Source organism: Bacillus sp. OV166, from assembly GCF_900177675.1.
Classification (GTDB): Bacteria; Bacillota; Bacilli; order Bacillales; family Cytobacillaceae; genus Neobacillus.
Window position 1 is genome coordinate 1,214,848 of the sequence record NZ_FXWM01000001.1, and the last position, 24,313, is coordinate 1,239,160.

26 protein-coding genes are annotated in these 24,313 nt (G+C 41.8%); 15 read left to right on the forward strand and 11 right to left on the reverse strand.

Translation table 11 applies throughout. The features are described 5' to 3' along the window. The first annotated feature begins 19 nt into the window (after positions 1–19). The 11 genes from CCK98_RS05690 (at position 20) to CCK98_RS05740 (ending at position 8,012) form a co-directional block, all read left to right on the forward strand. Positions 20–349: an urease subunit beta gene (locus tag CCK98_RS05690; protein WP_088085687.1), complete on the forward strand. Its 330-nt coding sequence runs from the start codon at positions 20–22 to the stop codon at positions 347–349. Continuing rightward, a complete protein-coding gene (gene ureC, locus CCK98_RS05695) occupies positions 346–2,058 on the forward strand; it encodes an urease subunit alpha (RefSeq protein ID WP_088085688.1) in 1,713 nt (570 codons plus the stop codon). The genes CCK98_RS05690 and ureC overlap by 4 nt, the downstream gene beginning before the upstream one ends. Before the next feature lie 10 nt (positions 2,059–2,068). Further along, positions 2,069–2,515, forward strand: a complete 447-nt coding sequence (gene ureE, locus CCK98_RS05700) for an urease accessory protein UreE (RefSeq protein ID WP_088085689.1) — start codon at positions 2,069–2,071, stop codon at positions 2,513–2,515. Then, on the forward strand, positions 2,508–3,194 hold the full coding sequence (locus CCK98_RS05705; RefSeq protein WP_088085690.1) for an urease accessory protein UreF: 687 nt from the start codon (positions 2,508–2,510) through the stop codon (positions 3,192–3,194). Before ureE ends, CCK98_RS05705 begins: the two co-directional genes overlap by 8 nt. Before the next feature lie 24 nt (positions 3,195–3,218). Beyond that, positions 3,219–3,830 carry an urease accessory protein UreG gene (gene ureG, locus CCK98_RS05710; protein WP_088085691.1) on the forward strand — a complete coding sequence of 204 codons (612 nt, stop codon included), beginning with the start codon at positions 3,219–3,221 and terminating at the stop codon, positions 3,828–3,830. Beyond that, positions 3,831–4,649 carry an urease accessory protein UreD gene (locus tag CCK98_RS05715; RefSeq protein ID WP_088085692.1) on the forward strand — a complete coding sequence of 273 codons (819 nt, stop codon included), beginning with the start codon at positions 3,831–3,833 and terminating at the stop codon, positions 4,647–4,649. Between the two features lie 119 nt (positions 4,650–4,768). Further along, positions 4,769–5,224: an SRPBCC domain-containing protein gene (locus tag CCK98_RS05720; RefSeq protein WP_088085693.1), complete on the forward strand. Its 456-nt coding sequence runs from the start codon at positions 4,769–4,771 to the stop codon at positions 5,222–5,224. A gap of 99 nt (positions 5,225–5,323) precedes the next feature. Beyond that, on the forward strand, positions 5,324–6,259 hold the full coding sequence (locus CCK98_RS05725; protein WP_088085694.1) for a dipeptidase: 936 nt from the start codon (positions 5,324–5,326) through the stop codon (positions 6,257–6,259). Next, a complete protein-coding gene (locus CCK98_RS05730) occupies positions 6,256–7,284 on the forward strand; it encodes a P1 family peptidase (protein ID WP_088085695.1) in 1,029 nt (342 codons plus the stop codon). The genes CCK98_RS05725 and CCK98_RS05730 overlap by 4 nt, the downstream gene beginning before the upstream one ends. Before the next feature lie 5 nt (positions 7,285–7,289). Next, complete coding sequence (locus CCK98_RS05735) at positions 7,290–7,520, forward strand: excisionase family DNA-binding protein (protein WP_088085696.1); 231 nt, start codon at positions 7,290–7,292, stop codon at positions 7,518–7,520. A gap of 117 nt (positions 7,521–7,637) precedes the next feature. Further along, positions 7,638–8,012: a DUF488 domain-containing protein gene (locus tag CCK98_RS05740; RefSeq protein WP_088085697.1), complete on the forward strand. Its 375-nt coding sequence runs from the start codon at positions 7,638–7,640 to the stop codon at positions 8,010–8,012. A 172-nt stretch (positions 8,013–8,184) separates the two neighbouring features. Here the strand turns inward: CCK98_RS05740 and CCK98_RS05745 are convergent, their stop codons facing one another. Next, a complete protein-coding gene (locus CCK98_RS05745; protein WP_256942266.1) occupies positions 8,185–9,009 on the reverse strand; it encodes a YitT family protein in 825 nt (274 codons plus the stop codon). 125 nt (positions 9,010–9,134) lie between these two features. Then, complete coding sequence (locus tag CCK98_RS05750; protein WP_088085698.1) at positions 9,135–9,782, reverse strand: hemolysin III family protein; 648 nt, start codon at positions 9,780–9,782, stop codon at positions 9,135–9,137. Positions 9,783–9,912: 130 nt separating this feature from the next. On the opposite strand from CCK98_RS05750, the gene CCK98_RS05755 reads away from it, so the two are divergent. After that, entirely contained in the window at positions 9,913–10,503 is a 591-nt protein-coding gene (locus tag CCK98_RS05755) for a DUF1836 domain-containing protein (RefSeq protein ID WP_088085699.1), read from the forward strand. On the opposite strand, the gene CCK98_RS05760 is transcribed toward CCK98_RS05755, so the two are convergent. Then, positions 10,494–12,062, reverse strand: coding sequence for a glycosyl hydrolase family 28-related protein (locus tag CCK98_RS05760; protein WP_088085700.1), 1,569 nt, complete (start codon positions 12,060–12,062; stop codon positions 10,494–10,496). The two genes, CCK98_RS05755 and CCK98_RS05760, sit on opposite strands and share 10 nt — an antisense overlap. Before the next feature lie 121 nt (positions 12,063–12,183). Here CCK98_RS05760 and CCK98_RS05765 point away from each other — a divergent pair, with 121 nt between their 5' ends. The 3 genes from CCK98_RS05765 to CCK98_RS05775 all read left to right on the forward strand — a co-directional run bounded on the left by CCK98_RS05765 (position 12,184) and on the right by CCK98_RS05775 (position 13,907). After that, positions 12,184–12,837: a glycosyltransferase gene (locus CCK98_RS05765; RefSeq protein WP_088085701.1), complete on the forward strand. Its 654-nt coding sequence runs from the start codon at positions 12,184–12,186 to the stop codon at positions 12,835–12,837. 168 nt (positions 12,838–13,005) lie between these two features. Continuing rightward, the gene (locus CCK98_RS05770) at positions 13,006–13,320 is read left to right on the forward strand and encodes a DUF3892 domain-containing protein (RefSeq protein ID WP_088085702.1); all 315 of its coding nucleotides are present in this window, start codon (positions 13,006–13,008) and stop codon (positions 13,318–13,320) included. 11 nt (positions 13,321–13,331) lie between these two features. After that, entirely contained in the window at positions 13,332–13,907 is a 576-nt protein-coding gene (locus CCK98_RS05775) for a GNAT family N-acetyltransferase (RefSeq protein ID WP_088085703.1), read from the forward strand. Positions 13,908–13,970: 63 nt separating this feature from the next. Here the strand turns inward: CCK98_RS05775 and leuD are convergent, their stop codons facing one another. The 8 genes from leuD to ilvD all read right to left on the reverse strand — a co-directional run bounded on the left by leuD (position 13,971) and on the right by ilvD (position 24,309). Next, positions 13,971–14,552: a 3-isopropylmalate dehydratase small subunit gene (leuD, locus tag CCK98_RS05780; RefSeq protein WP_088085704.1), complete on the reverse strand. Its 582-nt coding sequence runs from the start codon at positions 14,550–14,552 to the stop codon at positions 13,971–13,973. 3 nt (positions 14,553–14,555) lie between these two features. After that, entirely contained in the window at positions 14,556–15,977 is a 1,422-nt protein-coding gene (leuC, locus tag CCK98_RS05785; RefSeq protein WP_088085705.1) for a 3-isopropylmalate dehydratase large subunit, read from the reverse strand. A 109-nt stretch (positions 15,978–16,086) separates the two neighbouring features. Then, entirely contained in the window at positions 16,087–17,193 is a 1,107-nt protein-coding gene (gene leuB / locus CCK98_RS05790) for a 3-isopropylmalate dehydrogenase (protein ID WP_088085706.1), read from the reverse strand. Between the two features lie 32 nt (positions 17,194–17,225). Continuing rightward, positions 17,226–18,770, reverse strand: a complete 1,545-nt coding sequence (locus CCK98_RS05795; RefSeq protein WP_088085707.1) for a 2-isopropylmalate synthase — start codon at positions 18,768–18,770, stop codon at positions 17,226–17,228. Continuing rightward, complete coding sequence (gene ilvC / locus CCK98_RS05800; protein ID WP_088085708.1) at positions 18,757–19,791, reverse strand: ketol-acid reductoisomerase; 1,035 nt, start codon at positions 19,789–19,791, stop codon at positions 18,757–18,759. The genes CCK98_RS05795 and ilvC overlap by 14 nt, the downstream gene beginning before the upstream one ends. A gap of 27 nt (positions 19,792–19,818) precedes the next feature. Further along, complete coding sequence (ilvN, locus tag CCK98_RS05805; protein ID WP_088085709.1) at positions 19,819–20,340, reverse strand: acetolactate synthase small subunit; 522 nt, start codon at positions 20,338–20,340, stop codon at positions 19,819–19,821. Next, a complete protein-coding gene (ilvB, locus tag CCK98_RS05810) occupies positions 20,337–22,064 on the reverse strand; it encodes a biosynthetic-type acetolactate synthase large subunit (protein WP_088085710.1) in 1,728 nt (575 codons plus the stop codon). Before ilvB ends, ilvN begins: the two co-directional genes overlap by 4 nt. A 574-nt stretch (positions 22,065–22,638) precedes the next feature. After that, positions 22,639–24,309, reverse strand: coding sequence for a dihydroxy-acid dehydratase (gene ilvD, locus CCK98_RS05820; RefSeq protein ID WP_088085712.1), 1,671 nt, complete (start codon positions 24,307–24,309; stop codon positions 22,639–22,641). Between the last annotated feature and the right edge of the window lie 4 nt (positions 24,310–24,313).

Genomic DNA, 24,313 nt, shown 5'->3' on the forward strand with positions numbered 1-24,313 from the left:
TAGATAAGGGGGTGCGATGTTGATACCAGGAGAATATCGATTAAGACAAGAGCCGATTATCTGCAACCAGGGTAGGAAGGCTTCTAAAGTTATGGTGCTCAATCAAGGCGACCGGCCAATTCAAATCGGGTCCCATTTTCATTTTTACGAAGTAAATGGCGCTTTAAGATTTGAACGAGACCAAGCATTTGGCAGGCACCTAAATATCCCTGCTGGTACCGCTGTTCGGTTTGAACCAGGAGATGCGAAAGAAGTAGAACTCGTTCCCTTCGCCGGTCAGCGAGAAGTCTATGGGTTAAATAATAAAACCGATGGCCCATTGGACCAAGGAGAGGGGAACCCGTTATGAGCTTTCGAATGTCGAGAAAGCAATATGCAGACATGTTTGGTCCTACAACAGGCGATGCCATCCGGCTAGCGGACACCGATTTATTTATCGAAATAGAAAAGGATTTTACCGTTTATGGAGATGAGGTCAAATTTGGCGGCGGAAAAGTTATCCGTGATGGGATGGGACAGCATCCGCTTGCTACACGAGTAGATGGGGCACTTGATGCTGTCATAACCAATGCGATTATTCTAGATTATAGTGGGATTTATAAGGCGGACATTGGAATTCGTGATGGCCGAATCGCTGGGATTGGAAAAAGTGGAAATCCTCTTTTAATGGAAGGGGTAGATATGATCATTGGGGCTTCAACGGAAGTCATTGCTGGAGAAGGCATGATTGTAACGGCTGGCGGCATTGATGCCCATATCCATTTTATAAGCCCGCAGCAAATCGAAACCGCCCTTTCATCTGGGATTACAACGATGATTGGCGGCGGCACTGGTCCGGCAACCGGAACAAATGCAACCACTTGTACACCGGGTGAATGGAATATTCACCGAATGTTAGAGGCTGCCGAAGAATTCCCAATGAATCTTGGATTCTTAGGAAAGGGGAATTCGTCCGCTGAAGAACCGTTAATTGAACAAATCAATGCCGGCGTGATTGGACTTAAACTGCATGAAGACTGGGGGACGACCGCCTCAGCCATTGACCATTGCCTCAGGGTTGCGGACAAGTATGATGTCCAAGTAGCCATTCACACCGATACATTAAATGAAGGCGGTTTTGTAGAAGATACTTTGGCAGCCATTAATGGCCGAGTTATCCATACCTATCATACAGAAGGAGCCGGCGGCGGTCATGCTCCCGATATTATTAAGGTCGCAAGCTTTCCGTATATCCTGCCGTCATCCACCAATCCAACACGGCCTTATACAAAAAATACCTTAGATGAACACTTAGATATGCTAATGGTTTGTCATCACTTAGACCCGGACGTACCTGAGGACATTGCCTTTGCTGATTCACGCATCAGAAAAGAAACGATTGCAGCGGAAGATATTCTCCACGACATGGGCGTATTCAGCATGATAAGTTCAGATTCACAAGCGATGGGAAGAGTCGGCGAAGTGATTACTCGAACCTGGCAAACCGCTGATAAGATGCGAAAGCAACGAGGCAAGTTGCCTGAAGACACAGGAGTAGGAGATAACTCTCGTGTAAAGCGATACATTGCCAAATATACGATTAATCCGGCAATTACGCACGGTATTGCTGAGGAGGTTGGTTCGGTGGAAGTGGGGAAATTGGCGGATCTCGTCATTTGGGAACCTGCATTCTTTGGCGTTAAACCAGAGATCGTCATTAAAGGTGGAATGATTGCCCACAGTTTAATGGGAGATCCGAATGCCTCCATACCTACTCCGCAGCCAGTTCTGTACCGTCCAATGTTTGCTTCCTTCGGAAAAGCCAAGTACAGCACCTCAATTACTTTCATGTCAAAAGCAGCCATTGAACTTGGTGTACCTGAAAAGCTTGGACTAAAAAAACAAATCAAACCAGTAAAGGGAATTCGCCAGCTATCAAAAACAGATATGATGCTCAATGCGGAGATGCCAACAATTGAAGTGGACCCACAAACCTATGAAGTCATTGTGGATGGTGAACTTGTGACCTGTGATCCAGCAGAAGTATTACCGATGGCACAGCGTTATTTCTTATTTTAGGAGGAAAATCATGATCATTGAACAAATCGTAGGAAATGTAGATGAAATCACAGCCTCTGGCCGCCACATTGAAAGAGTATATATATCAAGCGATGACTTAGTGAAGCGAATTCAGCGGGTGACAACGGACCACGGTAAAGAGATTGGCATCCGGCTGAAGGAACCAAAAGACCTGATTGATGGCGATGTATTATTCATGGATGACCGAAATATGATCGTTGTCACTGTCACGAATGACGACTTGCTGGTAATTCATCCGACAAGCTTTAAGCAAATGGGGGAAATTGCGCATCAGTTGGGTAACCGCCACTTGCCTGCACAATTTGAAGGCAAGGTGATGCTCGTCCAATATGATTACCTTGTGGAAGAACTGCTGAAACAATTAGAGATTCCATACGCAAGGGAAGATAGAAAAGTGAAAAAGGCATTCCGGCATATCGGTCACTCCCATGGATAATCAACTCTTGTCCTTATTGCAAATAGGGGATTCCAATTTTCCGTCGGGAGCTTTTTCTCATTCATTTGGATTGGAAACCTACATCCAGGAAGAAATCGTCGATAGTAAGGAAACCTTTTTTGAATGGATTCGAATTTACTTGGAAAAACAAATCGCCTATACGGACGGACTTGCCTGCAGATTGACCTTTGACGCCTTACAAAAAAATGATAGGCCAGAGCTATGGGTGCTCGATCAAAAATTGTTTGTCCAGAATATCCCTAAAGAAGCACGAGAGGCAAACCGAAGGATTGGAGAAAGATTGATTCGAATGGGAATTGATTTATATTCGATACCATTATTAGAAGAATACCTAAAAAAGATACGTGCCAAGGAGGCGTATGGTCATCCTGGAATTGCTTTTTCGATTATCTACCAGTACTTAGGAATCGAGAAAAGACAAGGAATACTGACTTTCCTATATTCAAGTATGGTGACCCTTATTCAGAATGGTGTAAGAGGGATACCACTTGGGCAAACAGCCGGTCAACGTATTCTTTTAGAATTACACCCCTATTTACAAAAGACTACAGAGATAATTGAAGAAATGGATGCAGATGACTTTGGAGCTGTGGCCCCTGGAATTGAAATTTCACAAATGCGTCACGAGAGATTACATACCCGTTTGTTTATGTCCTAAAAAATGATGAAAGAAGGGGTAACGATGGAACCGATACGTATAGGAGTTGGCGGACCAGTTGGAGCAGGGAAGACGTTGCTTGTGGAGCGATTAACGAGATACCTCAAAGATGAATATAACATGGCGGTCGTAACCAATGACATTTACACCAAGGAAGATGCACAATTTTTAATAAAAAATAGTGTACTTTCAGAGGATCGAATTATTGGTGTGGAAACAGGAGGATGCCCGCATACGGCGATCCGGGAAGACGCATCCATGAATTTTGCTGCAATTGATGAGCTAAAGGAGAAACATCCGAATCTATCACTTATTTTTGTCGAGAGCGGCGGCGATAACCTAGCTGCCACCTTTAGTCCCGAACTCGTAGACTTTTCTATTTATATTATTGATGTAGCCCAAGGTGAAAAAATTCCGCGTAAAGGCGGCCAAGGGATGATTAAATCTGATCTGTTTATTATCAACAAAATTGATTTAGCTCCATATGTAGGAGCAAGCTTAGAAGTCATGGAGGCAGATACAAAGCTGGCAAGAGGCAAGAAGCCATATATCTTTACAAACTTAAAAGAGGATGTTGGTGTGAACGAGGTTATTGAGTGGCTCAAGTTAAATGCGCTATTGGAAGGATTAGGGTAGGTGGAACAGCGGACCGGATATTTGCGGCTAACAGGTGCAAGAAAAGGTAAGAAAACGATTTTAAAAGAATCCTACTCAGAGGGTGCATTAAAAATTACTAGACCTGTTTACCTAACAGGAGGCGGCGAAGCCTATATTTATGTGATGAATCCGGGTGGGGGATACATTGATGGTGATTCCTACCAAACGGTCATCCTTTTGGAAGAGGATGCTGAGGTGGTTGTTACCACCCAATCTTCTACTAAAATATATAAAACACGAACCTCTCCGGCTTTTCAGGAAATGGACATTCATTTGAAAAGCGGAAGTGTTTTAGAATATCTGCCAGATCCAGTCATTGCTTACCAGCATGCTTGTTTCAAGCAGCGTACGGTCATTCGAATGGAACAAAACTCTTCCCTTATATGCAAAGATATTTTTACTCCAGGCTGGGCTCCTGATGGGACACTTTTTAAATATGACTTACTCCAAGCAAAAATGGAAATTTATATGGAAGACAAACTTATTTTATTTGATCATGTAAAACTTCAACCTGACAATGATCTTAAAGGGATTGGCATGATGGAAGGATTTTCTCATTTTGGGACGATGATTGTTATTGATTATCGTATCAATCCTGCTTTAGTAGAAGAGTTGCAAGAAATTCTCGATACTTTCCTTGATGTTAGAATTGGTATTTCGATACTGGCCGTATCAGGGTTCGCGCTAAGGGCATTGGCGAATACCACACAGAATATAGAAAAAGTCTTACATGTCTGCCATGAAATCATTAGGATCAAAGTATTGGAAAAAGAACCTGTTTTTCTAAGAAAATATTAATCGGCTGGTGTATCAACCATCGCCGATTTTTTCTTGTCTTTACTGGAATTATTGTAGTTAGGATTTTCAGTGAAGTATAATGAGAATATCTATAATGCCTATATTTGAGGAGGAATGAAATGAGTAAGCTTTTTGTTGACCAAACGATTGAAATCAATGCTCCAGCGTCAAAGGTATGGGATGTTCTTACGGTCAGTGAGTATAATAACCGTTGGGCGACGGAATTTTCAAGCGGCGGACCACAGTTTCATCTCGATTCCACTTGGGAGCTCGGAAGTCCTGTCCTATGGAAAGGGGAGGATGGGACCGTCATTGTTGAAGGAAATGTAACGGCTCTCGAGAAGAATAAACTCCTTCGGTTTACTGTATTTGATGTTCGGAGTGAGGAAAAGGCACTTGTCACGGAAGAAGACGGGATCACCTTCCATTTGTCTGAGGACAATGGAAAGACTACTCTACATATTTTACAAGGGGATTTTTCTGTGATGCCTGAAGGGAAAAAATTCCGCGATTTAAGTGCAGAAATTTGGGACAAGGTGCTCCCAAGTATAAAAATGATGGCGGAATCAAACTAATTAATTTATAATAAATCATTAAATTTGTGTTGGGCTGGGTTTGTATCAACCTAGCCCATTTTGTTGTGTTAAAATTTTTATAAAAAGGAGATTTGCTAAATGAATATCATTGACTTACATTGTGATGCCCTAATGAAACTCCAAGAAGCGCATGGTACGTTACGATTTGCTGATGCGCCGGAGTTACAAACCAATAAAACACGATTACAGCAAGGCCAAATCAAAGTCCAATGCTTTGCCATATTTATTGAACCCGAAATAAAGGGGGACCAGAAATTTCAGGTTGTCCTTGAGCAAATCGATTATTTTTACAAGGAAGTGCTTGGAAAAAATCCAGACATGGTCCATATCAAAGAATGGTCGGATTTTGATCGCTTAAAGATCGGTCAGATTGGCGCAATGTTAACACTTGAAGGCGTGGATCCAATTGGGAACGATTTATCGAGGCTCCATATTCTCTATCAACTAGGTGTTCGTTCCGTTGGTTTGACATGGAACCAAGCCAATCTTGCCGCTGATGGCGCTGGTGAACCGCGAGGCGCGGGGCTGACGCTGTTCGGAAAAGAAATTGTCGAGTTTAATAACGAGCATCAAATCTTGACCGATGTTTCTCACCTAAGCGACAAGGGGATTTGGGAAGTCATTGAATTAGCCAAGTATCCGATTGCGAGCCACTCGAATGCTCGAGCACTTTGCAACCATTTACGTAATTTAACAGATGAGCAGGCGCAGGCGATGTTTGCTAAAGGCGGGTTGATTCATGTTGTTTACCATCCACCTTTTGTAAGAGAATTTGGCGAAGTGACGATTCCAGACCTTGTTAAACATATCGATCACTTTTGCTCATTGGGTGGGGTAAAACAAATTGGATTCGGCTCGGATTTTGATGGGATTTCAACATTTATTACTAATTTGGAAGACGCCTCTAAGAGCCAAAATCTTATTAATGAACTATTAAAATATTATAGTGAAGAAGTGGTCCGCGGATTTGCCTATCAAAACTTTCTTGACCATCGGCCAGGATTTAGACCATGAAAGTTAGAGAAAAAGGGATCATCGTTGGCAAGCTGCCAACTGGCAAGAAAAACTGTATAACGGATGTTGCAGATGTGATGGTGGGACATGTAACACTTGACTACCCTCTTAATGAGTCTGGGGAAGAGTATGCCTGTACAGGTGTAACGGCGATACTGCCACATAAGGGCAATTTGTTTAAAGAAAAAGTAACCGCAGCGAGTTATGTCATTAATGGCTTTGGAAAAACCACTGGTCTTGTTCAGTTAAATGAGCTTGGAGTTATTGAATCGCCCATCATGCTAACGAATACATTCGCGGTACCAGCTGTCACACAAGGAGTGCTGGAATACATGTTAGAGGAGAATCAAGAAATTGGTGACACGACAGGAACTGTTAACGTAGTAGTGGGGGAATGCAATGATAGCTACTTAAATTCTATTCGTTTATTTCCTGTTAAACCTGAGCATGCAGTTGAGGCAATCAAGAATGCATCGGATTGCCGGGCGGTTGAAGGGGCAGTCGGGGCAGGCAAGGGAATGATTTGTTTCGGTTATAAAGGGGGAATTGGTTCCTCTTCACGTATGGTTGAGGACTACACAGTTGGCTGCCTTGTCCTCTGCAATTTTGGTAAAAAGGAAGAACTGCAGAGATATCGCTATTCAGAGAGCGAAGGTTTATCTGAAACTTCGGATGGCTCGATTATCATTGTCTTAGCAATCGATGCCCCGTTAAGTGATCGGCAATTGCAGCGCTTGGCGAAACGCTGCGGCATTGGTCTCGGTCGAACCGGCAGTCATTTTAGTCATGGCAGTGGGGATATAGTCATCGCTTTTTCCACGGCACATAAAATTCCTCATTACTCAGATGAGAAGATTGAAACCCGCAGCCAGCTCCGTGAGGATCATCCGATGATGAATCAACTTTTTACAGCGACGGCTGAAGCAACAGAGGAAGCGATACTCAATTCATTGTCACAGGCGGGAAATACAATGGGAAAAGCTGGCCGGGTTGTCCGACAAATCAATTTATTAAAAGAGGAGTAATCATATTGTACATTACTATAAAAGAGACAGCAGAATATTTATCGGTTCCTGAGGCAACTGTCAAAAGCCTCATCCAACAAAAGAAAATCCGCGCCCTATTTGACGGGGAAGAGTACCTAATCTACAAAGAACAATTCAGCACCCACCTAAAACAAATGGAAAAATACAAACAACTAATCGAAGAAATCCTGAACGAACCCATTCCAGAAAGTATCGACGTAAAAGACGAAGATTAACTGGGTCGCATTTGATACCATTTCAATGTTGGTGCCTGACACCATTCGTGGACAAATCTATGGGTTTGTACATACGGGGTGGACACAAAAACTAATATAAGAATGAGGTGAATTATTATGTCTAATCTTTTTATGAAAAGGATCTATGAGCCCTATGAGGAAATGGATGGCTGTAGAATTTTAATTGACCGTTTATGGCCGAGGGGAATTTCGAAGGATGCGGCGAAGCTTTCGTTTTGGTTTAAAGATCTAGCTCCAAGCAGTGAGCTGCGGAAGTGGTTTTGTCATAAGCCTGAGTTGTTTGAGGAATTTAGTAGAAGATACCTTGATGAGCTTCGCACGGACGAACAAAAGCGGGAATATATCCGGCAAATCATTGAAATGGAAGCTGAGGGTCCAGTAACACTCCTCTATGGAGCAAAGGAAAAGGTCCATAATCACGCCTTGGTATTGATGGAGGAACTTGGTAGATTAATTGGAATGGAACGATGAAGTAGGAGGACTTTCAAGCGTATGATGCCCGTGAAGGATGAAGAATCGGTCCAATGGTAACCATAGGTCGCGTATGATGCCTTGAAGGATGAAAAATCAGCCCAGCGGTAACTAGTAATACGACTAATCCCTTCAACCGAAAAATCTTAATCTCCATGAGCATCGGCCCTCTTTAATCTCGTCGGAATCGCCCCATTACCTCCATCGTTTGCATGATGTTCACAAAGGCCTTTTGATCCACCGTTCTAATCGTGTGTTTTGTTTCATTTAATTCGTATTTGGTAATCACAGTGGTTAACACCTTTTTGGGCTTATGGGTGAATGCCCCTTCTGCATCCGTAACCGTGACCCCTCGTGCATGCAAATGAATGAGGGCATCCGTAAGCTCTTCATACTTATCCGTCACAATCGTTAGGGTTAATTTATTCTGATTAGTGTATACCATATCAACGGCACGACCAGACACATAAATGGCGATAATCGTATAAAGTGTGATGCCCCATCCAAAAATCAGCCCGGAAATCCCCACCACTAAAAAATTCATACAAATATTTAAAAAGCCAACCTGTAAGTTCCTTTTTTTCGCAAGAGTGAGACTAACAATATCCGTTCCTCCAGTCGAGCCTCCAATCCGAATGATTATTCCTACCGCAATTCCATAAAGGGCCCCTCCAATGATGGAAGAAAGAAGAATATCATTGCTAATTGGATGAATTGGAATAAATTTCATACTGAATGATAAAACAATAACGGAATAACCAGTGAGCAAAATGAATTTTTTTCCTAAATATTTTAATCCTACTAAAAATAGGGGAATATTGATCAGCAAAATAATCCAGCCAGTATTGATATGTAAAAAATGGTGAATAAAAAAGGCGATGCCTGTTACACCACCGGAAGTTAGTTTATGTGGAATAAGAAACGTATTAAAGGCAAATCCAAATAACATCGAACAAAGCCCAATCACAATCAGTTGAGAAATCAATCGAAACAACATGAACACCTCTATCTTTTTGTGGTGCTTTATTAATAGTCCTCCTATTATTTTGTGCTATTTTTAAAAAGTTTATTTCAAAAAACAAAAAACGCCATCAAAAGAAGGCGTTTCAAATGCACCAAAAATTAAATGACATATAGGAACACGGTTAAAAAATGCGCCAGACTTCCTAGCAAAATGAAAATATGGAAAATCTCATGGAAGCCCATGTATTTTGACTGCAAGAACTTAGGTTTGGCACCGTAGATCACCCCGCCAATCGTATAAAAAATTCCCCCGAGGATGAGCAAAAATAAACCAATCGGGTTTAAGCTTCCAGTTAGCGGTGAGAATACAAACACAATCATCCAACCCATCGCTAGATACAAGGAGGTAGAAATCCAGCGAGGGCAATTAAACCAGACCATTTTAAAAACAACCCCGCTAATTGCAATTCCTGCAATAATTGAAAATAGAATCGCTCCTATTTTTCCGTTCAAACTGATAAAGCAAAAAGGAGTATACGTACCTGCGATTAATATGAAGATCATTGAATGATCCAGCCGTCGTAAAAAGGCAATGACTTTATCGCGAGCAATTACCATATGATAGGTGGCCGAAGCCGAGTAAAGCAGAATCATACTAACGCCGAAAATAATGACAGCAGTAATTGCAGACGGTGAACTTGTCGTCGCAGCCGCTTTGATAACCATCGCAAGGAGCCCGACGAAGGCTAAAACTGCTCCAGCTAAATGGGTTAATCCGTTGATAGGTTCGCGAATGTAATTATTCATTTTATATGCCTCCCAGCACATCATGTAGTTTTAATAACTACTTATTATAATAACGATATATCAACATCTAGTCAATGCATATATCTTTAGGTATAATAAAAAAATAAAGACCATGATCGGAGATAGATGAATGGAAAATATCAATCAAATTATTGAGCAACTCGGCTTAGAAGCCAGCTTAGCTTTAGATGAGATACCACAGATCGATTTATATATGGACCAGGTGATTCAATTATTTGAAAATAAATTCACGAATACCAAACGAAATGATGACGACAAAGTCCTCACCAAAACTATGATCAATAACTATGCAAAAGGAAAGCTCATTTTTCCAATCCATAATAAAAAATATTCAAAAGAACACCTGATCCTCATGAGCTTAATTTACCAGCTAAAAGGGGCCTTATCCATTAATGATATTAAAGTTACCCTTCAAGGGATCAATCAAAAAATTATCAAAGAGGAGATGGAGTTAGATTCTTTTTATACGAGTTATCTGAATTTAACACGCCAAAATGTTGAGGATTTCAAAGTAGACATTGAGGAAAGAGTAAAGGATGTTAGAGAAGAAATCACCGAGGATGAAAAAGGAAACTCGCCGTATCTTGAGCAGGTATTAATGATTTCATCTCTCGTTCATATGAGTAATTTATATCGGAAAGTGGCCGAAAAACTAGTCGATGACATAACAGTAAAAAAAGAAGCAAAGCGTCACAAATAATTGTCGACGCTTTCTGCATTTTCAATGGTAATATCTTTGACCCCTAATCCGACTTCGATCGCTTTTGGTGCGGAATTTCGGCTCATCAAATCATAAATTTGAATTGAATCCGCTCGATTTTCGCCGCCGAATACTTTAATATCGCTCCCCGCTTTTTTAAAATCTTTAACAGATATATGTTTTAATATCACATTTCTTGCCCGATACTGAACGGCAATTACCGGGTGGCCTTTGTAGTCATAATCGGGGTCACCAACCAAAGTAAAATGGTTAATGATTACATTTTTATAAGCTGAGACAACCATTCCGCGCGGCGTTGAGTCTTTATATAACTCAGTAAAAATCGGCGCAATGGATACAAGATTGGTAGCACTAATATTGTAGGCAGTTTGAGATTCAGTCTCCGTGCTTTTGTGATGTCCAATATGCCGGAAATTAAACGAGCGGTTATCGTGGACCGAAATATGTCCGATAATTTGTACGTTTGAAGCGGCTGAAGAATTTTCGTGCGCTTTTATTTCCACCCCGCCAAAGCATCGGGCAGAAGAATTATTTACAAGCAACACATTCCTCGAACCATCATCGACCTCAATTCCGTTAGAGTTAGAAAAGCCTTTCTTGTGGGCACGACCGCTTGGGTCACACAGATGGCAGCGGGAGATGAAGACATAATCACTGTGATGGGTGGTGATACCATCATCACCGAAGCCATAGCCATTCAAGTTATCGAGCCAGACATACTTACTGCCATTGCGGGCGCGAAAGCCGTCACCCGCATAATTGTACAGAGTTGATGAAACATCAAAGCAATGCAGTCCTGGATTAATCCCTTCAACATCCCTTATCCAGCCATAAGTAACATTTGCATAGGTTAAGCAACTTGAGTGATTGCCCCAAGTACTTGTTTTCGCCACGTTGCCAAGCCTTTCGACATTCCAGTCCAAACTTAGGGAGCCGACGTAAAGATGATGATTCCCTTTCCAGTGATTCTTGTTAGTAATGAGCCGAGTACCTTTATCGGCAACATCATGGAGTTTAATCGTCGTCACACCTTTTCCTGCACCAACAAACATGGTCCAAGAGGGCAGTTGGATTCCCTTTGTTATAAATACCCCAGCTGGTACAATCACTTTCACTTTGCCGTTGCCAATCGCTTTTTTAAATGCAAGGGTGTTATCCGTCTTCCCATCGCCAATTGCTCCAAAATCTTCAACATGGACCTCTTTCACCATATTCTGATGTAAATTCAAGTATTCTTCATCCAACATACCTTTCCAATCCGGAAACACATTTCCTTCAGGATCTACCTTAACCTTTACTTGATCATCAGAAGTGGCGGTCGTCGATAAAAGGCGGAACAAAGCTGCTGTCATTTTTTGAGGAAGTGATCCGGTTAAATGTCGAATTTCCTTCTGACGAGGAGAGGCTTCATTCCCTCGTGTTCGATTGAAAAGCTGCTCGGTTTCTTGAATGGCCTTTTTTAGGTCCAATTGGTTTGTAAATTGGGCTAGAATTGCAGCATTCTTTCTTGGATCATGGTTTTTCTCTAAATAAAGCAATTGTTTCTCACTCCAAAGGACATTCTAATTAAAATTATTATGTCATTATTCGGCGATAAATAAAATTTTCATTTTGGGGAAAAATCTTTTTGAATTAACATTACTAGAAGGAGATTATCATTTGAAAAAATTAACTAAAAAATTTACCGTATTGCTATTGTCTATCGCCCTAATTCTACCTGCCATTAGCGTGAAGGCAGCCCCGCCCCCACCACCAGTTAGCCAGAAGCAGACCATGAGCGAGTCTGCTCACCAACTAAAGTTTAACTTCAGAAGACTTTGGATCGAGCATGCTATTTGGACGAGCCGTTATATTGTTAGCGCAGAAGCAAACCTTAAAGACCAACAAATGGTTTTGGCTAGACTTTTGAAAAACCAAGATGAAATCGGAAATGCAATCAAACCTTTTTACGGTGAAGCAGCAGGCACCAAGCTTGCCCAATTGTTACGAGAACACATTCTGCTTGCCGGAAAGGTCCTCGAAGCTGCCAAAACCAAAAACCAAGCTGATTTGAAAAAATATAATACTGCATGGTACAAAAATGCGGATGATATTGCAGCATTCCTCAGCAGTGCAAATCCAAATTGGAATAACACTGCATTGAAGCAGTTGTTACATGCGGACTTAAGGATGGTTACAAATAGTGTACTTGCAAGACTTAAAAAGGATTGGAACGGAGACATTCGTGCGTTTGATGAAGGGGAAATTCACCTAATAAAAGTTGCTGACGTCTTATCAGATGGAATCATCAAACAGTTCCCACAGAAGTTTTAACAAAAGGAAAGATTAGCTTGTGGACAGAATTTGACCTGTCTACAAGCTTTTTTTTGCTCGTTGTCATTTATCTCATGTTTTTAATTATGAAAAACGTAAATGAGGTGTCTGGCGGGGGATAATTAACAAAAAAAGAAAAATACTAACAAATGTTCGGAGGTGGAATCAATGGAACAGAAAGATTTTGAACAAATTTATGAAGAATACAAGCAGGAGAGTCAGCAGCAAGCCCAAATTGAAGCAGGTGATAGTAATCCAGATGGCAAAGAAGTATTCGTTTCCGTCAGGAAGAACGATGATGGAGATATTATCGCTTTTAAAACAAGCGCTGGACGCGAGTTGGATTATATCACGGCTTTGAATGAGGCGAAAGCTGGCAAGATCGCTCATGTGGATGTCTTTCACAAATATGGTCGTGACATCATCCGCAGTGAGCCAGACGGAATTAAAGAAAATAATCTGGATCAATTACCTGGTTTTTAAGGAGTGTGTCCATGCATTGGTATGAAAAGTTGAATCAGTATTTTCCTGTTGAAGAAATGAAATCAAGAGCACATATGGAAACCTTACTGAAAGAGCGATCAAACATCTATCATAAGGATGAGGGACCGAATCATGTTTTAATGTATGCAGAACTAGATAAGTTTGTATTTATTGATTATTTATTTGTTTCAAAAAATGCCCGTGGTGAGGGACTAGGTCATAAACTATTGGAAAAGTTAAAACAAAAAGGGAAGCCGATCATTCTTGAAGTGGAACCAGTCAATTATGAGGATAGCGATACTGAAAAACGTCTCCATTTTTATAAACGAGAAAAATTCGAGCACGCCGTGTCCATTGGATATGAGAGGAAATCATTGGCGACTAATGAGGTAAATAGGATGGAAATTCTCTATTGGGCACCAAATAATGAATCCGAAGAAATGATTTTTGAAGCAATTAAACAAACATATGATACAATTCACACCTATAAAGATCACCACTTTTATGGTAAATCCTACGAGCCGGTGGATGAGGCTTTAACCTTTAACGAAGAATCTGAGAATAAAAATATATTAAACGAGTTGTAACACCCATGCTTTCTCTAAATAAATAATAAAAAAATGAGCCTGGGTATCCAAGCTCATTTTTTATTATTTACTTAGTTCGTATTGTGAAATTTTATCCTCATATGTCAAGGTAACACCAATTTCATCCCAGCCATTCAGCAGCATGACTTTAGGATACGGGGCAATTTCGAATGTAACCTTAAAGCCTTCGTTATCATAAACCACTTGATTCTCAAGGTCTACGGTTAATTGGTATTCCACGGATTCAGCTTTTTTAATAATGTACTGAACTTGTTCGTCACTAACCTGGATAGGGAGAATCCCATTTTTTACACAATTGTTTTTAAAAATATCTGCATAACTTGGGGCAATGACAATTTTAAAGCCAAAATCTTGAACAGCCCATGGAGCGTGCTCACGTGAGGAGCCGCAGCCAAAGTTTTCACCGGCAACCAAAATTGATGCACCATTATATTTTGGATCATTCAATGAAAAATCAGGTCGAAGATTTCCATTGTCATCAAAACGCCAATGATAAAACAGGAATTGTCCAAAGCCGCTGCGTTCAATCCGCTTTAAAAACTGCTTAGGGATAATTTGGTCAGTATCAACGTTTGACCGGTTTAATGGATAAACAAGGCCTTGATGTATTTTTAACGGTTCCATATATTATCTAACCTCCTGTGCTGCAGAGAATTGTCGGACATCAACGAAGTGGCCTGCAACAGCGGCAGCGGCTGCCATTTCAGGACTGACAAGGTGGGTTCTGGCCCCGTTACCTTGACGGCCTTCAAAATTTCGGTTAGAAGTAGAGGCGCAGCGTTCCCCAGGTGGAACAATATCATCATTCATCGCCAAGCACATACTGCAGCCTGCTTCGCGCCATTCAAAGCCTGCATCTGTAAAGACTTTATCAAGTCCTTCTTTTTCTGCCGCAAGCTTAACGCTAAATGAACCTGGAACGACGATGGCGGTAACAGATGGGCTGACCTTTAAGCCCCGTATAACCTCAGCTGCACTTCGTAAGTCGCTTATGCGCGAATTAGTGCAAGAACCGATGAAAACATGGTCAATTTTTACACTTGAAATAGGCTGACCTGCTTCAAGGCCCATGTATTCAAGCGCACGGTTAATCTCGTCCTTTTCGCTTATCTTCTCAGTTTCATCAGGGTTTGGCACATTGGCAGTAATTGGAATACACATTCCCGGATTTGTTCCCCACGTTACCTGTGGTTCAACTTCGGTTGCTTCAATTTCAACAACCCGATCATAAGCAGCACCTTCATCCGTAGCAAGAGCCTTCCATTGTGCAACTGCTTCTTCAAACGCTTCCCCTTTAGGGACATGCCGTCTTCCTCTTAAGTATTCAAAAGTGGTTTCATCCGGAGTAATAAGCCCGGCTCTAGCACCCGCTTCAATGGACATATTACAAACGGTCATTCGCTCTTCCATGGAGAGAGAGCGGATAGCTTCCCCTGTGTATTCCATCACATAACCCGTTCCAAATTGGACACCGAATTTACCGATGATGGCAAGAATTAAGTCTTTAGCAGTTACGCCAGTACCTAGCTTACCGTTCACTTTGACATTTAACGTTTTAGGCGGTGCTTGCCAAAGTGTTTGTGTTGCAAGAACATGCTCGACCTCACTTGTACCAATTCCAAAAGCAAGTGCACCAAATGCACCATGTGTAGAGGTATGACTATCACCGCAAACAATTGTTTTACCAGGCTGTGTAAGACCAAGTTCAGGTCCAATTACATGGACAATCCCATTATCCGGATGATGAATATCAGCGAGAGTAATCCCGAATTCCTGGCAATTCTCTTGCAGTGTATCGATTTGTTTTTTTGAAATAGGGTCATTGATTACAAGACGTTGGCGAGTTGGAACATTATGATCCATCGTTGCGAAAGTAAGGTCCGGTCGTCGCACCTTGCGCCCGTTCATTCGCAAGCCCTCAAATGCCTGAGGAGAGGTTACTTCGTGAACAAGGTGTAAATCAATATATAATAAATCCGGCTTTCCTTCTTCTTGATGTACAACATGCTTTTCCCAAATTTTTTGGATTATATTTTTTGGTGTTTGCATAGCGTCCTTCCTCACATTAATGAATTTTATTGTGTGACTAACTAACAAATATTTTGGATAAATTTAGGGGTAAATCGCAACAAAGACGATTTACCCACCCAATCAATCATTAAAAATAACAGCTGGCGATACATTTCGAAGCGTTTTGCGATTTAATATAATCTGCAATAAGCTTTGTCATTTCCGCTGTCCCAACAAGGCGTCCATTTGCAACTTGAAGATCACCAGTGTGGAAGCCAGCATCTAAAACCGATTGGACAGCATCTTCAATCACTTTTGCTTCGTCATTCAATTGGAATGAATAGCGAAGCATCAGTGCTGCAGACAAAATCATTGCGACTGGATTGGCAATACCCTTACCAGCGATGTCTGGGGCAGAGCCATGAACAGGCTCATAAAGACCAACCCCATTTTCATTTAAACTAGCAGAAGGAAGCATACCAAGTGATCCTGTGATAACAGAGGCTTCATCGCTTAAAATGTCCCCAAATAGATTCTCCGTTACAATTACGTCGAACTGAGTTGGGTTAGTGATTAATTTCATAGCAGCAGCATCTACTAAAACATGTTCAACGGCTACATCTGGATACTGAGCTTTTTTCTCTTCGACAATTTCACGCCATAGCTTACTAGATTCAAGTACATTTGCTTTATCAACCGAAGTAAGATGACCGCTGCGCTGCTGAGCTGCTTGAAAGCCCTTATCGACAATTCTTTCAATCTCTTGACGAGAATAAACAAGCGTGTCTACAACGGAGTTTCCGTTGTAGCGGCGTTCACTTGGTGTTCCGAAATAAAGGCCGCCAGTTAATTCGCGAACGATAAGGAGGTCGCTCCCAGAGACTACTTCTTCCTTTAAGGGTGATGCATGAAGAAGGTTTTTAAATCCTTTGATCGGCCTTAAATTCGCATATAAATCAAGTGCCTTTCGGATTCCAAGCAAGCCTCGTTCAGGACGTAAATGGGAGGGATTGGTATCCCATTTTGGCCCCCCAACAGCACCCAGCAAGACCGCATCTGCCTGTTTACAAGCATTAACGGTTGTTTCAGGAAGCGGTGTGCCGTAAAGGTCAATGGCTGCTCCTCCGATTTCATGGCTTTCAAAGCTAAAAGTATGATTGTATTCTTCAGCAATTGCATTTAACACGTCTTTTGCAGAGTTAATAACTTCCTTACCAATGCCATCACCGGGAAGTAAGACAATTCGTTTTTTCATTAGAAGCAACCTCCTCATTTTTTGTTTGTTTTTTATAGATTAGCGGTTTCTTTAACTGCGCTATTTTGGTTGAAAAATACACGATTAACTGCGTTTAAGAATGATTTTGCTGAAGCTTCCAGTACATCCTGTGCTGAACCGCGCCCGGTTACAGGTGATCCGTTCACCGACATTTTGACATGAACCTCAGCAAGTGCATCCCGTCCTTGACCGATCGAGCTTAATCTAAAGTCAGTAAGATGGATTTCTTCTTTAATCAATGCTTCTAAGGTATTCATTAAAGCTTCGACACTGCCTGAGCCTGTGCGCGCCGTTTCCACGCGAATACCTTCGGGAGTGGTTAGAGCCACAGTTGCGGTTGGCAAGTTTGCTGAACCGTAATGGACTTGGAAGGCAACCAGTTCATATTTTTTAATATCAACAGCTGTTGTTTGGATATCGGTTAAAATTGCAAATAAATCTTCGTCTGTTACTTCTTTCTTACGATCGGTTAATAGTTTAAAAGCAGTAAACGCTTCGACTAGTTTTTCGTCCGAGAGTTCAAAGCCCATTTGCTCAATTTTATCTTTGAATGCATGGCGGCCGGAATGTTTGCCAAGAACTAAATCATTAGATTTAACGCCTACTAATTCAGGTGTAATAATCTCATAGGTTAGCGTATTTTTTAAGACGCCATCCTGGTGGATTCCTGATTCATGTGCGAAGGCATTTTTTCCAACAACTGCTTTATTCGGAGGAACAATCATCCCTGTAAAGCGGCTGACAAGGTCACTCGTCCGTTTTATTTCTTTTAACACGAGATTCGTAGTATAAGGATACTTATCTTTACGAATATTTAAGGCAACTCCAATTTCCTCAAGAGCTGCATTACCTGCACGTTCTCCAATTCCATTAATCGTACCCTCGACTTGTGTAACCCCGTTTTCGATGGCAGCTAGGGAATTGGCAACGGCCATCCCTAAGTCATCATGACAATGGCAAGATAATGCTGCTTTATGAATATTTGGAACGTTGTCGCGGATGTAGCGGAACATGCGTCCATATTCTTCAGGTGTGGTATACCCGACTGTATCCGGAAGGTTGATGACTGTTGCACCAGCATCGATAACCTTTGTAATTATTTGAACAAGAAAATCAAGGTCAGATCGAGATGCATCTTCAGCGGACCACTCAATATGAGGAAAGTTCCTTTTCGCATATGAAACCATGTCTACCGCTATTTGGGTGACTTCCTCTGGTGTTTTCATTAGTTTATATTGCATATGGATAGGGGAGGTGGCAAGGAAAACATGCAACCTTGGTTCTGCAGCATCTTTTAACGCATCCCACGCAATGTCAATGTCCGATTTCGTCGCTCTTGCCAGGCCTGTGACCGATACATTTTTAATATTCCGGGCGATTGCTCTTACTGCTTCAAAATCGCCTTGGGAGGAAGCCGGGAAGCCGGCCTCCATAATGTCAACACCAAACCGTTCAAGTTGTCTTGCGATTTCCAATTTTTCAAGCTGGTTTAAATTTACACCAGGGGACTGTTCGCCATCGCGTAATGTCGTATCGAAGATGTTAACGTGAACCATTTACCACCACTTCCTTCTTTGCATTTACTGGTTTGTTTTTAATAAACGGCATTAATGCACGAAGTTCACGGCCAACTTGTTCAATTTGATGATTGTTTTCAGCGCGATTAATTGCGTTGAATTGTGGACGGTTTGCTTGGTTTTCAAGGATCCAGCCCTTTGCAAACACTCCAGTTTGGATATCTGTTAATACGTCTTTCATCCGTGCTTTGGTATCCGCATTTACGACACGTGGTCCAGAAACGAAATCTCCCCATTGTGCAGTATCGGAGATTGAATAACGCATATTTTCAAAGCCACCTTCATATAAAAGGTCAACGATTAATTTTAATTCATGTAAACACTCAAAGTAGGCAACTTCAGGCTGATAACCAGCTTCAACAAGAGTTTCAAATCCAGCTTTGATAAGGGCAGTAGTTCCGCCGCAAAGAACAGCTTGTTCTCCGAAAAGATCTGTTTCTGTTTCTTCTTGGAATGTAGTTTCTAAAACACCTGCACGGGCTGAGCCAATACCTTTTGCATAGGCAAGGGCAAGGTCACGTGCTTGACCAGTGTAGTCTTGATAAACTGCGTAAAGTGCTGGTACACCAGCGCCTTCAGTGTAAGTACGGCGTACTAAATGACCAGGGCCTTTTGGTGCTACTAAAAATACGTCTACATCTGCAGGAGGAACGATTTGGCTAAAGTGAACATTGAAACCATGGGCAAAAACAAGGGCTTTACCTGCTTCAAGGTGTGGTTCGATGCTTTCTTTGTAAACCTTTGGCTGCATTTCATCAGGAAGAAGAACCATAATTACGTCAGCTGCTGCAGCTGCCTCTGCAACTGAAGTAACTTCAACGCCATCTTCAACTGCTTTATCCCATGATTTTCCACCTCTTAATCCAACTACCACATCAAAACCGCTCTCTTTTAAATTAAGTGCATGTGCATGACCTTGTGAACCATATCCAATTACTGCGATTTTCTTTCCTTGTAAAACCTCTTCTTGAATATCTCCGTTATATAGTACTTTTGCCATGATCTATCATCCTTTCAAGGTAAATTATTATTTTAGTAGGGTGTGGTGAGTTAGTTCGTTTACTTGCGGTTGATGCCCGCGTAAAAGGGCGGTCAACCCTGTTCTGGCAATCTCTTTAATTCCATAAGGGCGAAGCAATTCTAGTAATGCATCGATTTTTTCAGGTTTGCCGGTGATTTGAATGGCTAAGCTATCCTTACTTACGTCAATAACAATCGCACGAAACGGATCAATAATTCCGTTAATCTCACTGCGGAGCTGGCTGCTGCTGGCTACTTTAATCAAGGCCAATTCGCGGACAACGACTGCTTTATCAGTAATATCAGAAACTTTTAAAACATCAATCTGTTTATTGAGTTGCTTTGTCACTTGTTCGAGACGCTGTTCATCTTCAATCTCGACAACCAGGGTCATTCTTGAAATACCTTCCGTTTCTGTTGGACCAACGGAAATACTTTCAATATTGAATTGCCGTCTTTGCAAAAGTCCAGTAACGCGGTTGAGTACACCGGCTCGATCCTGAACGGTTGCGGTAATGATTCGTTTCATGGTTTCACCCCAATCATTTCATGGATTCCTTTGCCAGGGGCAATCATTGGGAATACTTTCTCTTGTTGAAGTACACGGCAATCAACTAATACCGGACCATTATGAGCAAATACTTCTGGTAAAACAGTGATCAGTTCTTCTTGATTATTAACCCGATAGCCCTTAATCGAATAGCTGTCTGCAAGTTTGACAAAATCAGGCTGTGTATGAAGGATCGATTCTGAAATACGGTTTCCGTGTAATAATTCCTGCCATTGGCGAACCATTCCAAGTGCGCCGTTGTTGACAATAATGATTTTTACAGGAAGGTTTCTTTCATAAATAATCGATAATTCCTGAAGTGTCATTTGAAAACCGCCATCTCCAACAATTGCAACAACGGTACTATCCGGTGCGGCAATTTGTGCGCCAATCGCAGCAGGGAAGCCAAAGCCCATTGTCCCAAGTCCGCCAGAGGTAATCCAGCGGTGCGGCTCTTTAAAGGTGTAATACTGTGCTGCCCACATTTGGTGCTGCCCTACATCGGTTGCGACGATGGCGTCACCGTTCGTTACTTTATGGACTGCTTCAATGACCCATTGCGGACACATTCCGTTTGGATCATGCTTATACCAAAGCGGATATTCCTGCTTGTTTTGGCTCAGTTTTTCCAGCCATGCAGCAGAATTTGGTGATTCAATCGCTTGATCAAGCAGTTCAGTAAGTGCCTCTTTCGTATCAGAAACGATTGGGAGATTTGTTGGAACATTTTTACCAATTTCGGCTGGATCGATGTCAATATGGGCAACCTTCGCAAAAGGTGCGAAGTGTTTTAGATTTCCTGTTAGTCTGTCATCGAAGCGGGCTCCAAAATTGATAAGCAGATCACATTCGTAAATGGCCGTGTTAGCTGCATATGTTCCGTGCATTCCACCCATTCCTAACGAGAGGGGATGATCTGCCGGAAAAGTACCAAGTCCAAGTAAAGTTGTGACCACCGGGATCTGGTGTTTTTCCGCCAAAGCCGTTAGTTCAGCAGATGCTTTCCCATGGAGAACACCCGCGCCTGAAAGAATTACAGGCTTGATAGCCTTTGAAATCGAATCGGCAAGCTTTTTAATTTGTAATGGATTTGGCTTTGTTGTTGGCTGGTATCCAGGTAAATTAATGCTCGCTTCTTCAGGTTCATTCGTTAATACTCCGGCGGAAATATCTTTAGGGACGTCGACTAAGACTGGCCCAGGCCGTCCGGTAGAAGCAATATGAAAAGCTTCCTTGACGATGCGTGGTAAGTCCTCGATCGATTGAACCTGAAAGTTATGTTTGGTAATTGGTGTTGTAATCGCCATAACATCAGCCTCTTGGAAGGCGTCAGTTCCAATGACACTTCGTGCAACCTGACCTGTGAATATAACAAGCGGCAGGGAATCCATCATCGCATCAGTTATTCCTGTCACAAGGTTGGTCGCCCCAGGTCCTGATGTGGCAAGAACGACTCCAGGTTTCCCTGTAACTCGGGCATACCCTTCAGCTGCATGGATCATTCCTTGTTCATGTCGGAAGAGAATATGCTTGATTGTACCCTGGGCGCGGTAAATGGCATCATAGATTGGAAGGACGGCACCCCCGGGATATCCAAACAGCGTTTCCACACCTTCTTTTTTCAGTAAGTCGATGAGAAGGTCTGCACCGGTTCTCGGCTCTGTTGTAGTTTGGACCTCAAGCTTTTTTGCTTCTACTTTCACGTCATAATCCCTCCTTAAGGGTAAAAATTAAATGTAGATGTCGGAAAATAGTGATTTGTTTTTTTTGTATTATAATATAGAAATTGTAAATAAACAGAAAATTTTGTTGGTAAAACGTCGGAATCTGACAATAAATCTTTATGCATAGTTAAAAAGGCCCATTCTCCACGAATTAACTGCAAAAACGAAAACATAAGCAGAATAATCGGGGAGAAAAGGCCTTTCATTTTCTCGGTACCACCCGGTTTTACAGTATCCTTACGAATACTGCCTTATGAAGCGATCCACTAAAACATAGAACGCTTCTTTTTGTAACAGGTGCTCAAAAGTATATGCACCCGATTGAGCCTACTAAAGTCAGGACCGTTCAGCTCAACACTCAGGGATGATGTCGGAATAAGTTGTATTACTGGGCTTCCAGCAACCCCAGCTCTCTGAAAATACTAAATCTTATTCCTTTATTCCCGTCATCGATTTATTCGCTATTTTTTTGTCAAAAGATCTTCATTTAACGCTTTTAGTACCTTAACTTCCTTAGGAAGGGGAGGGGTACTACGAATTCCCATTGGTATTTCTAAAATTTCATAATCCCGCCAGTATTGGCAGATGTAACGAGTTTTGCATATTTTGCAAGGTAACCTGTTTTGATTTTTGGCTCTGGTTTTACCCATGCCTTACGTCTTTCTTCTAACACTTCATCATCTACAAGAAGTTCAATCGAGCGTGCTTCAAGATCGATTAAGATTTTGTCTCCATTTTCAACAAGGGCGATTGGTCCGCCTTCGGCTGCTTCAGGAGAGATATGACCGATGGAGATACCACGGCTGGCTCCTGAGAAGCGTCCATCTGTAATTAGGGCAACTTCTTTGCCTAATCCACGACCCATAATTGCGGAAGTAGGAGCAAGCATCTCAGGCATTCCTGGACCGCCTTTTGGACCTTCATAGCGGATAACGACTACGTGTCCGGCTTCAACTGTCCCATTATTAATATTTTCTTGTGCATCATCCTGAGATTCAAAAACGATTGCTTCACCCAAGAAGGTTTTTATCGATGGATCAACTGCACCCACCTTGATTACACCACCATCTGGAGCAATGTTTCCATATAGGATGGATAGTCCACCAACAGGGCTATATGGATTGTCTTTTGTCCGGATGACGGTTTCATTCGTGATTGTTGCTTCCTTCACATTTTCAGAAAGTGTTTTTCCGGTAATGGTTAAACAGTTATCATGCAAGGCGCCTTCCAATTTATAAAGTTCATTAATAATGGCACTAACACCGCCTGCATGATGAATGTCTTCCATTGAATAATCGGATGCTGGCATAATTTTAGCTAGATAAGGAACTCTCTCAGCAATTTTGTTTATCTCACGTAAATCGTATTCAATCCCGGCTTCATGGGCAATGGCTAATGTATGAAGCACTGTATTGGTTGAACCACCCATGGCCATATCTAGGGCAAAGGCATTATCGATTGCCTCTCTAGTAATAATGTCACGTGGTTTAATATCTTTTTTTACTAATTCGATTAGATGCCTTGCTGCTTGACGAATTAATTCATGCCTCTCATCTGACGTTGCAACAATTGTTCCGTTGCCAGGAACCGTCATTCCTAATACTTCCATTAGACAGTTCATTGAGTTGGCTGTAAACATCCCTGAACATGACCCGCAAGTAGGGCAGGCATTGTTTTCAATGTCAAGCAGTTCCTTTTGGCTGATTGTACCGTTATGGTAAGCCCCAACACCTTCAAATACAGAAGTAAGGGAAAGGTTCTTTCCAGTTGAAGGCGAAACACCTGCTTCCATCGGTCCACCTGATACAAATACAGAAGGGACGTTTGTTCTCGCTGCTGCCATTAACATTCCAGGTGTAATCTTGTCACAGTTTGGAATGTAAAAAACACCATCGAACCAATGAGCATTAATTACTGTTTCGGCACTATCAGCGATAAGTTCACGACTTGGAAGGGAATATCGCATTCCAATATGTCCCATCGCAATGCCATCATCCACACCAATCGTATTGAATTCGAATGGAATACCGCCAGCCTCACGGATGGCTTCTTTTACAATCTCACCGAAATGATTAAGGTGTTTGTGTCCTGGGATAATTTCAATAAACGAGTTACAGACGCCGATAAACGGCTTTTCGAGATCACTCGTTTTAACCCCTGTTGCATATAAAAGGCTCCGGTGGGGTGCCCGATCAATTCCCTTTTTAATCATATCGCTACGCATATTA

Bases quoted from the DNA above. Each gene is read 5' to 3' on its own strand.
- leuD (WP_088085704.1), bottom strand. From the start codon at position 14,552: ATGGAACCGTTAAAAATACATCAAGGCCTTGTTTATCCATTAAACCGG.
- ureC (WP_088085688.1), top strand. From the start codon at position 346: ATGAGCTTTCGAATGTCGAGAAAGCAATATGCAGACATGTTTGGTCCT.
- CCK98_RS05755 (WP_088085699.1), top strand. From the start codon at position 9,913: ATGGAAAATATCAATCAAATTATTGAGCAACTCGGCTTAGAAGCCAGC.
- leuB (WP_088085706.1), bottom strand. From the start codon at position 17,193: ATGAAAAAACGAATTGTCTTACTTCCCGGTGATGGCATTGGTAAGGAA.
- CCK98_RS05750 (WP_088085698.1), bottom strand. From the start codon at position 9,782: ATGAATAATTACATTCGCGAACCTATCAACGGATTAACCCATTTAGCT.
- leuC (WP_088085705.1), bottom strand. From the start codon at position 15,977: ATGCAAACACCAAAAAATATAATCCAAAAAATTTGGGAAAAGCATGTT.
- ureE (WP_088085689.1), top strand. From the start codon at position 2,069: ATGATCATTGAACAAATCGTAGGAAATGTAGATGAAATCACAGCCTCT.
- CCK98_RS05770 (WP_088085702.1), top strand. From the start codon at position 13,006: ATGGAACAGAAAGATTTTGAACAAATTTATGAAGAATACAAGCAGGAG.
- CCK98_RS05720 (WP_088085693.1), top strand. From the start codon at position 4,769: ATGAGTAAGCTTTTTGTTGACCAAACGATTGAAATCAATGCTCCAGCG.
- CCK98_RS05730 (WP_088085695.1), top strand. From the start codon at position 6,256: ATGAAAGTTAGAGAAAAAGGGATCATCGTTGGCAAGCTGCCAACTGGC.
- CCK98_RS05705 (WP_088085690.1), top strand. From the start codon at position 2,508: ATGGATAATCAACTCTTGTCCTTATTGCAAATAGGGGATTCCAATTTT.
- ilvD (WP_088085712.1), bottom strand. From the start codon at position 24,309: ATGCGTAGCGATATGATTAAAAAGGGAATTGATCGGGCACCCCACCGG.
- ilvN (WP_088085709.1), bottom strand. From the start codon at position 20,340: ATGAAACGAATCATTACCGCAACCGTTCAGGATCGAGCCGGTGTACTC.
- CCK98_RS05775 (WP_088085703.1), top strand. From the start codon at position 13,332: ATGCATTGGTATGAAAAGTTGAATCAGTATTTTCCTGTTGAAGAAATG.
- CCK98_RS05745 (WP_256942266.1), bottom strand. From the start codon at position 9,009: ATGTTGTTTCGATTGATTTCTCAACTGATTGTGATTGGGCTTTGTTCG.
- CCK98_RS05795 (WP_088085707.1), bottom strand. From the start codon at position 18,770: ATGGTTCACGTTAACATCTTCGATACGACATTACGCGATGGCGAACAG.
- ureG (WP_088085691.1), top strand. From the start codon at position 3,219: ATGGAACCGATACGTATAGGAGTTGGCGGACCAGTTGGAGCAGGGAAG.
- CCK98_RS05740 (WP_088085697.1), top strand. From the start codon at position 7,638: ATGTCTAATCTTTTTATGAAAAGGATCTATGAGCCCTATGAGGAAATG.
- CCK98_RS05725 (WP_088085694.1), top strand. From the start codon at position 5,324: ATGAATATCATTGACTTACATTGTGATGCCCTAATGAAACTCCAAGAA.
- ilvC (WP_088085708.1), bottom strand. From the start codon at position 19,791: ATGGCAAAAGTACTATATAACGGAGATATTCAAGAAGAGGTTTTACAA.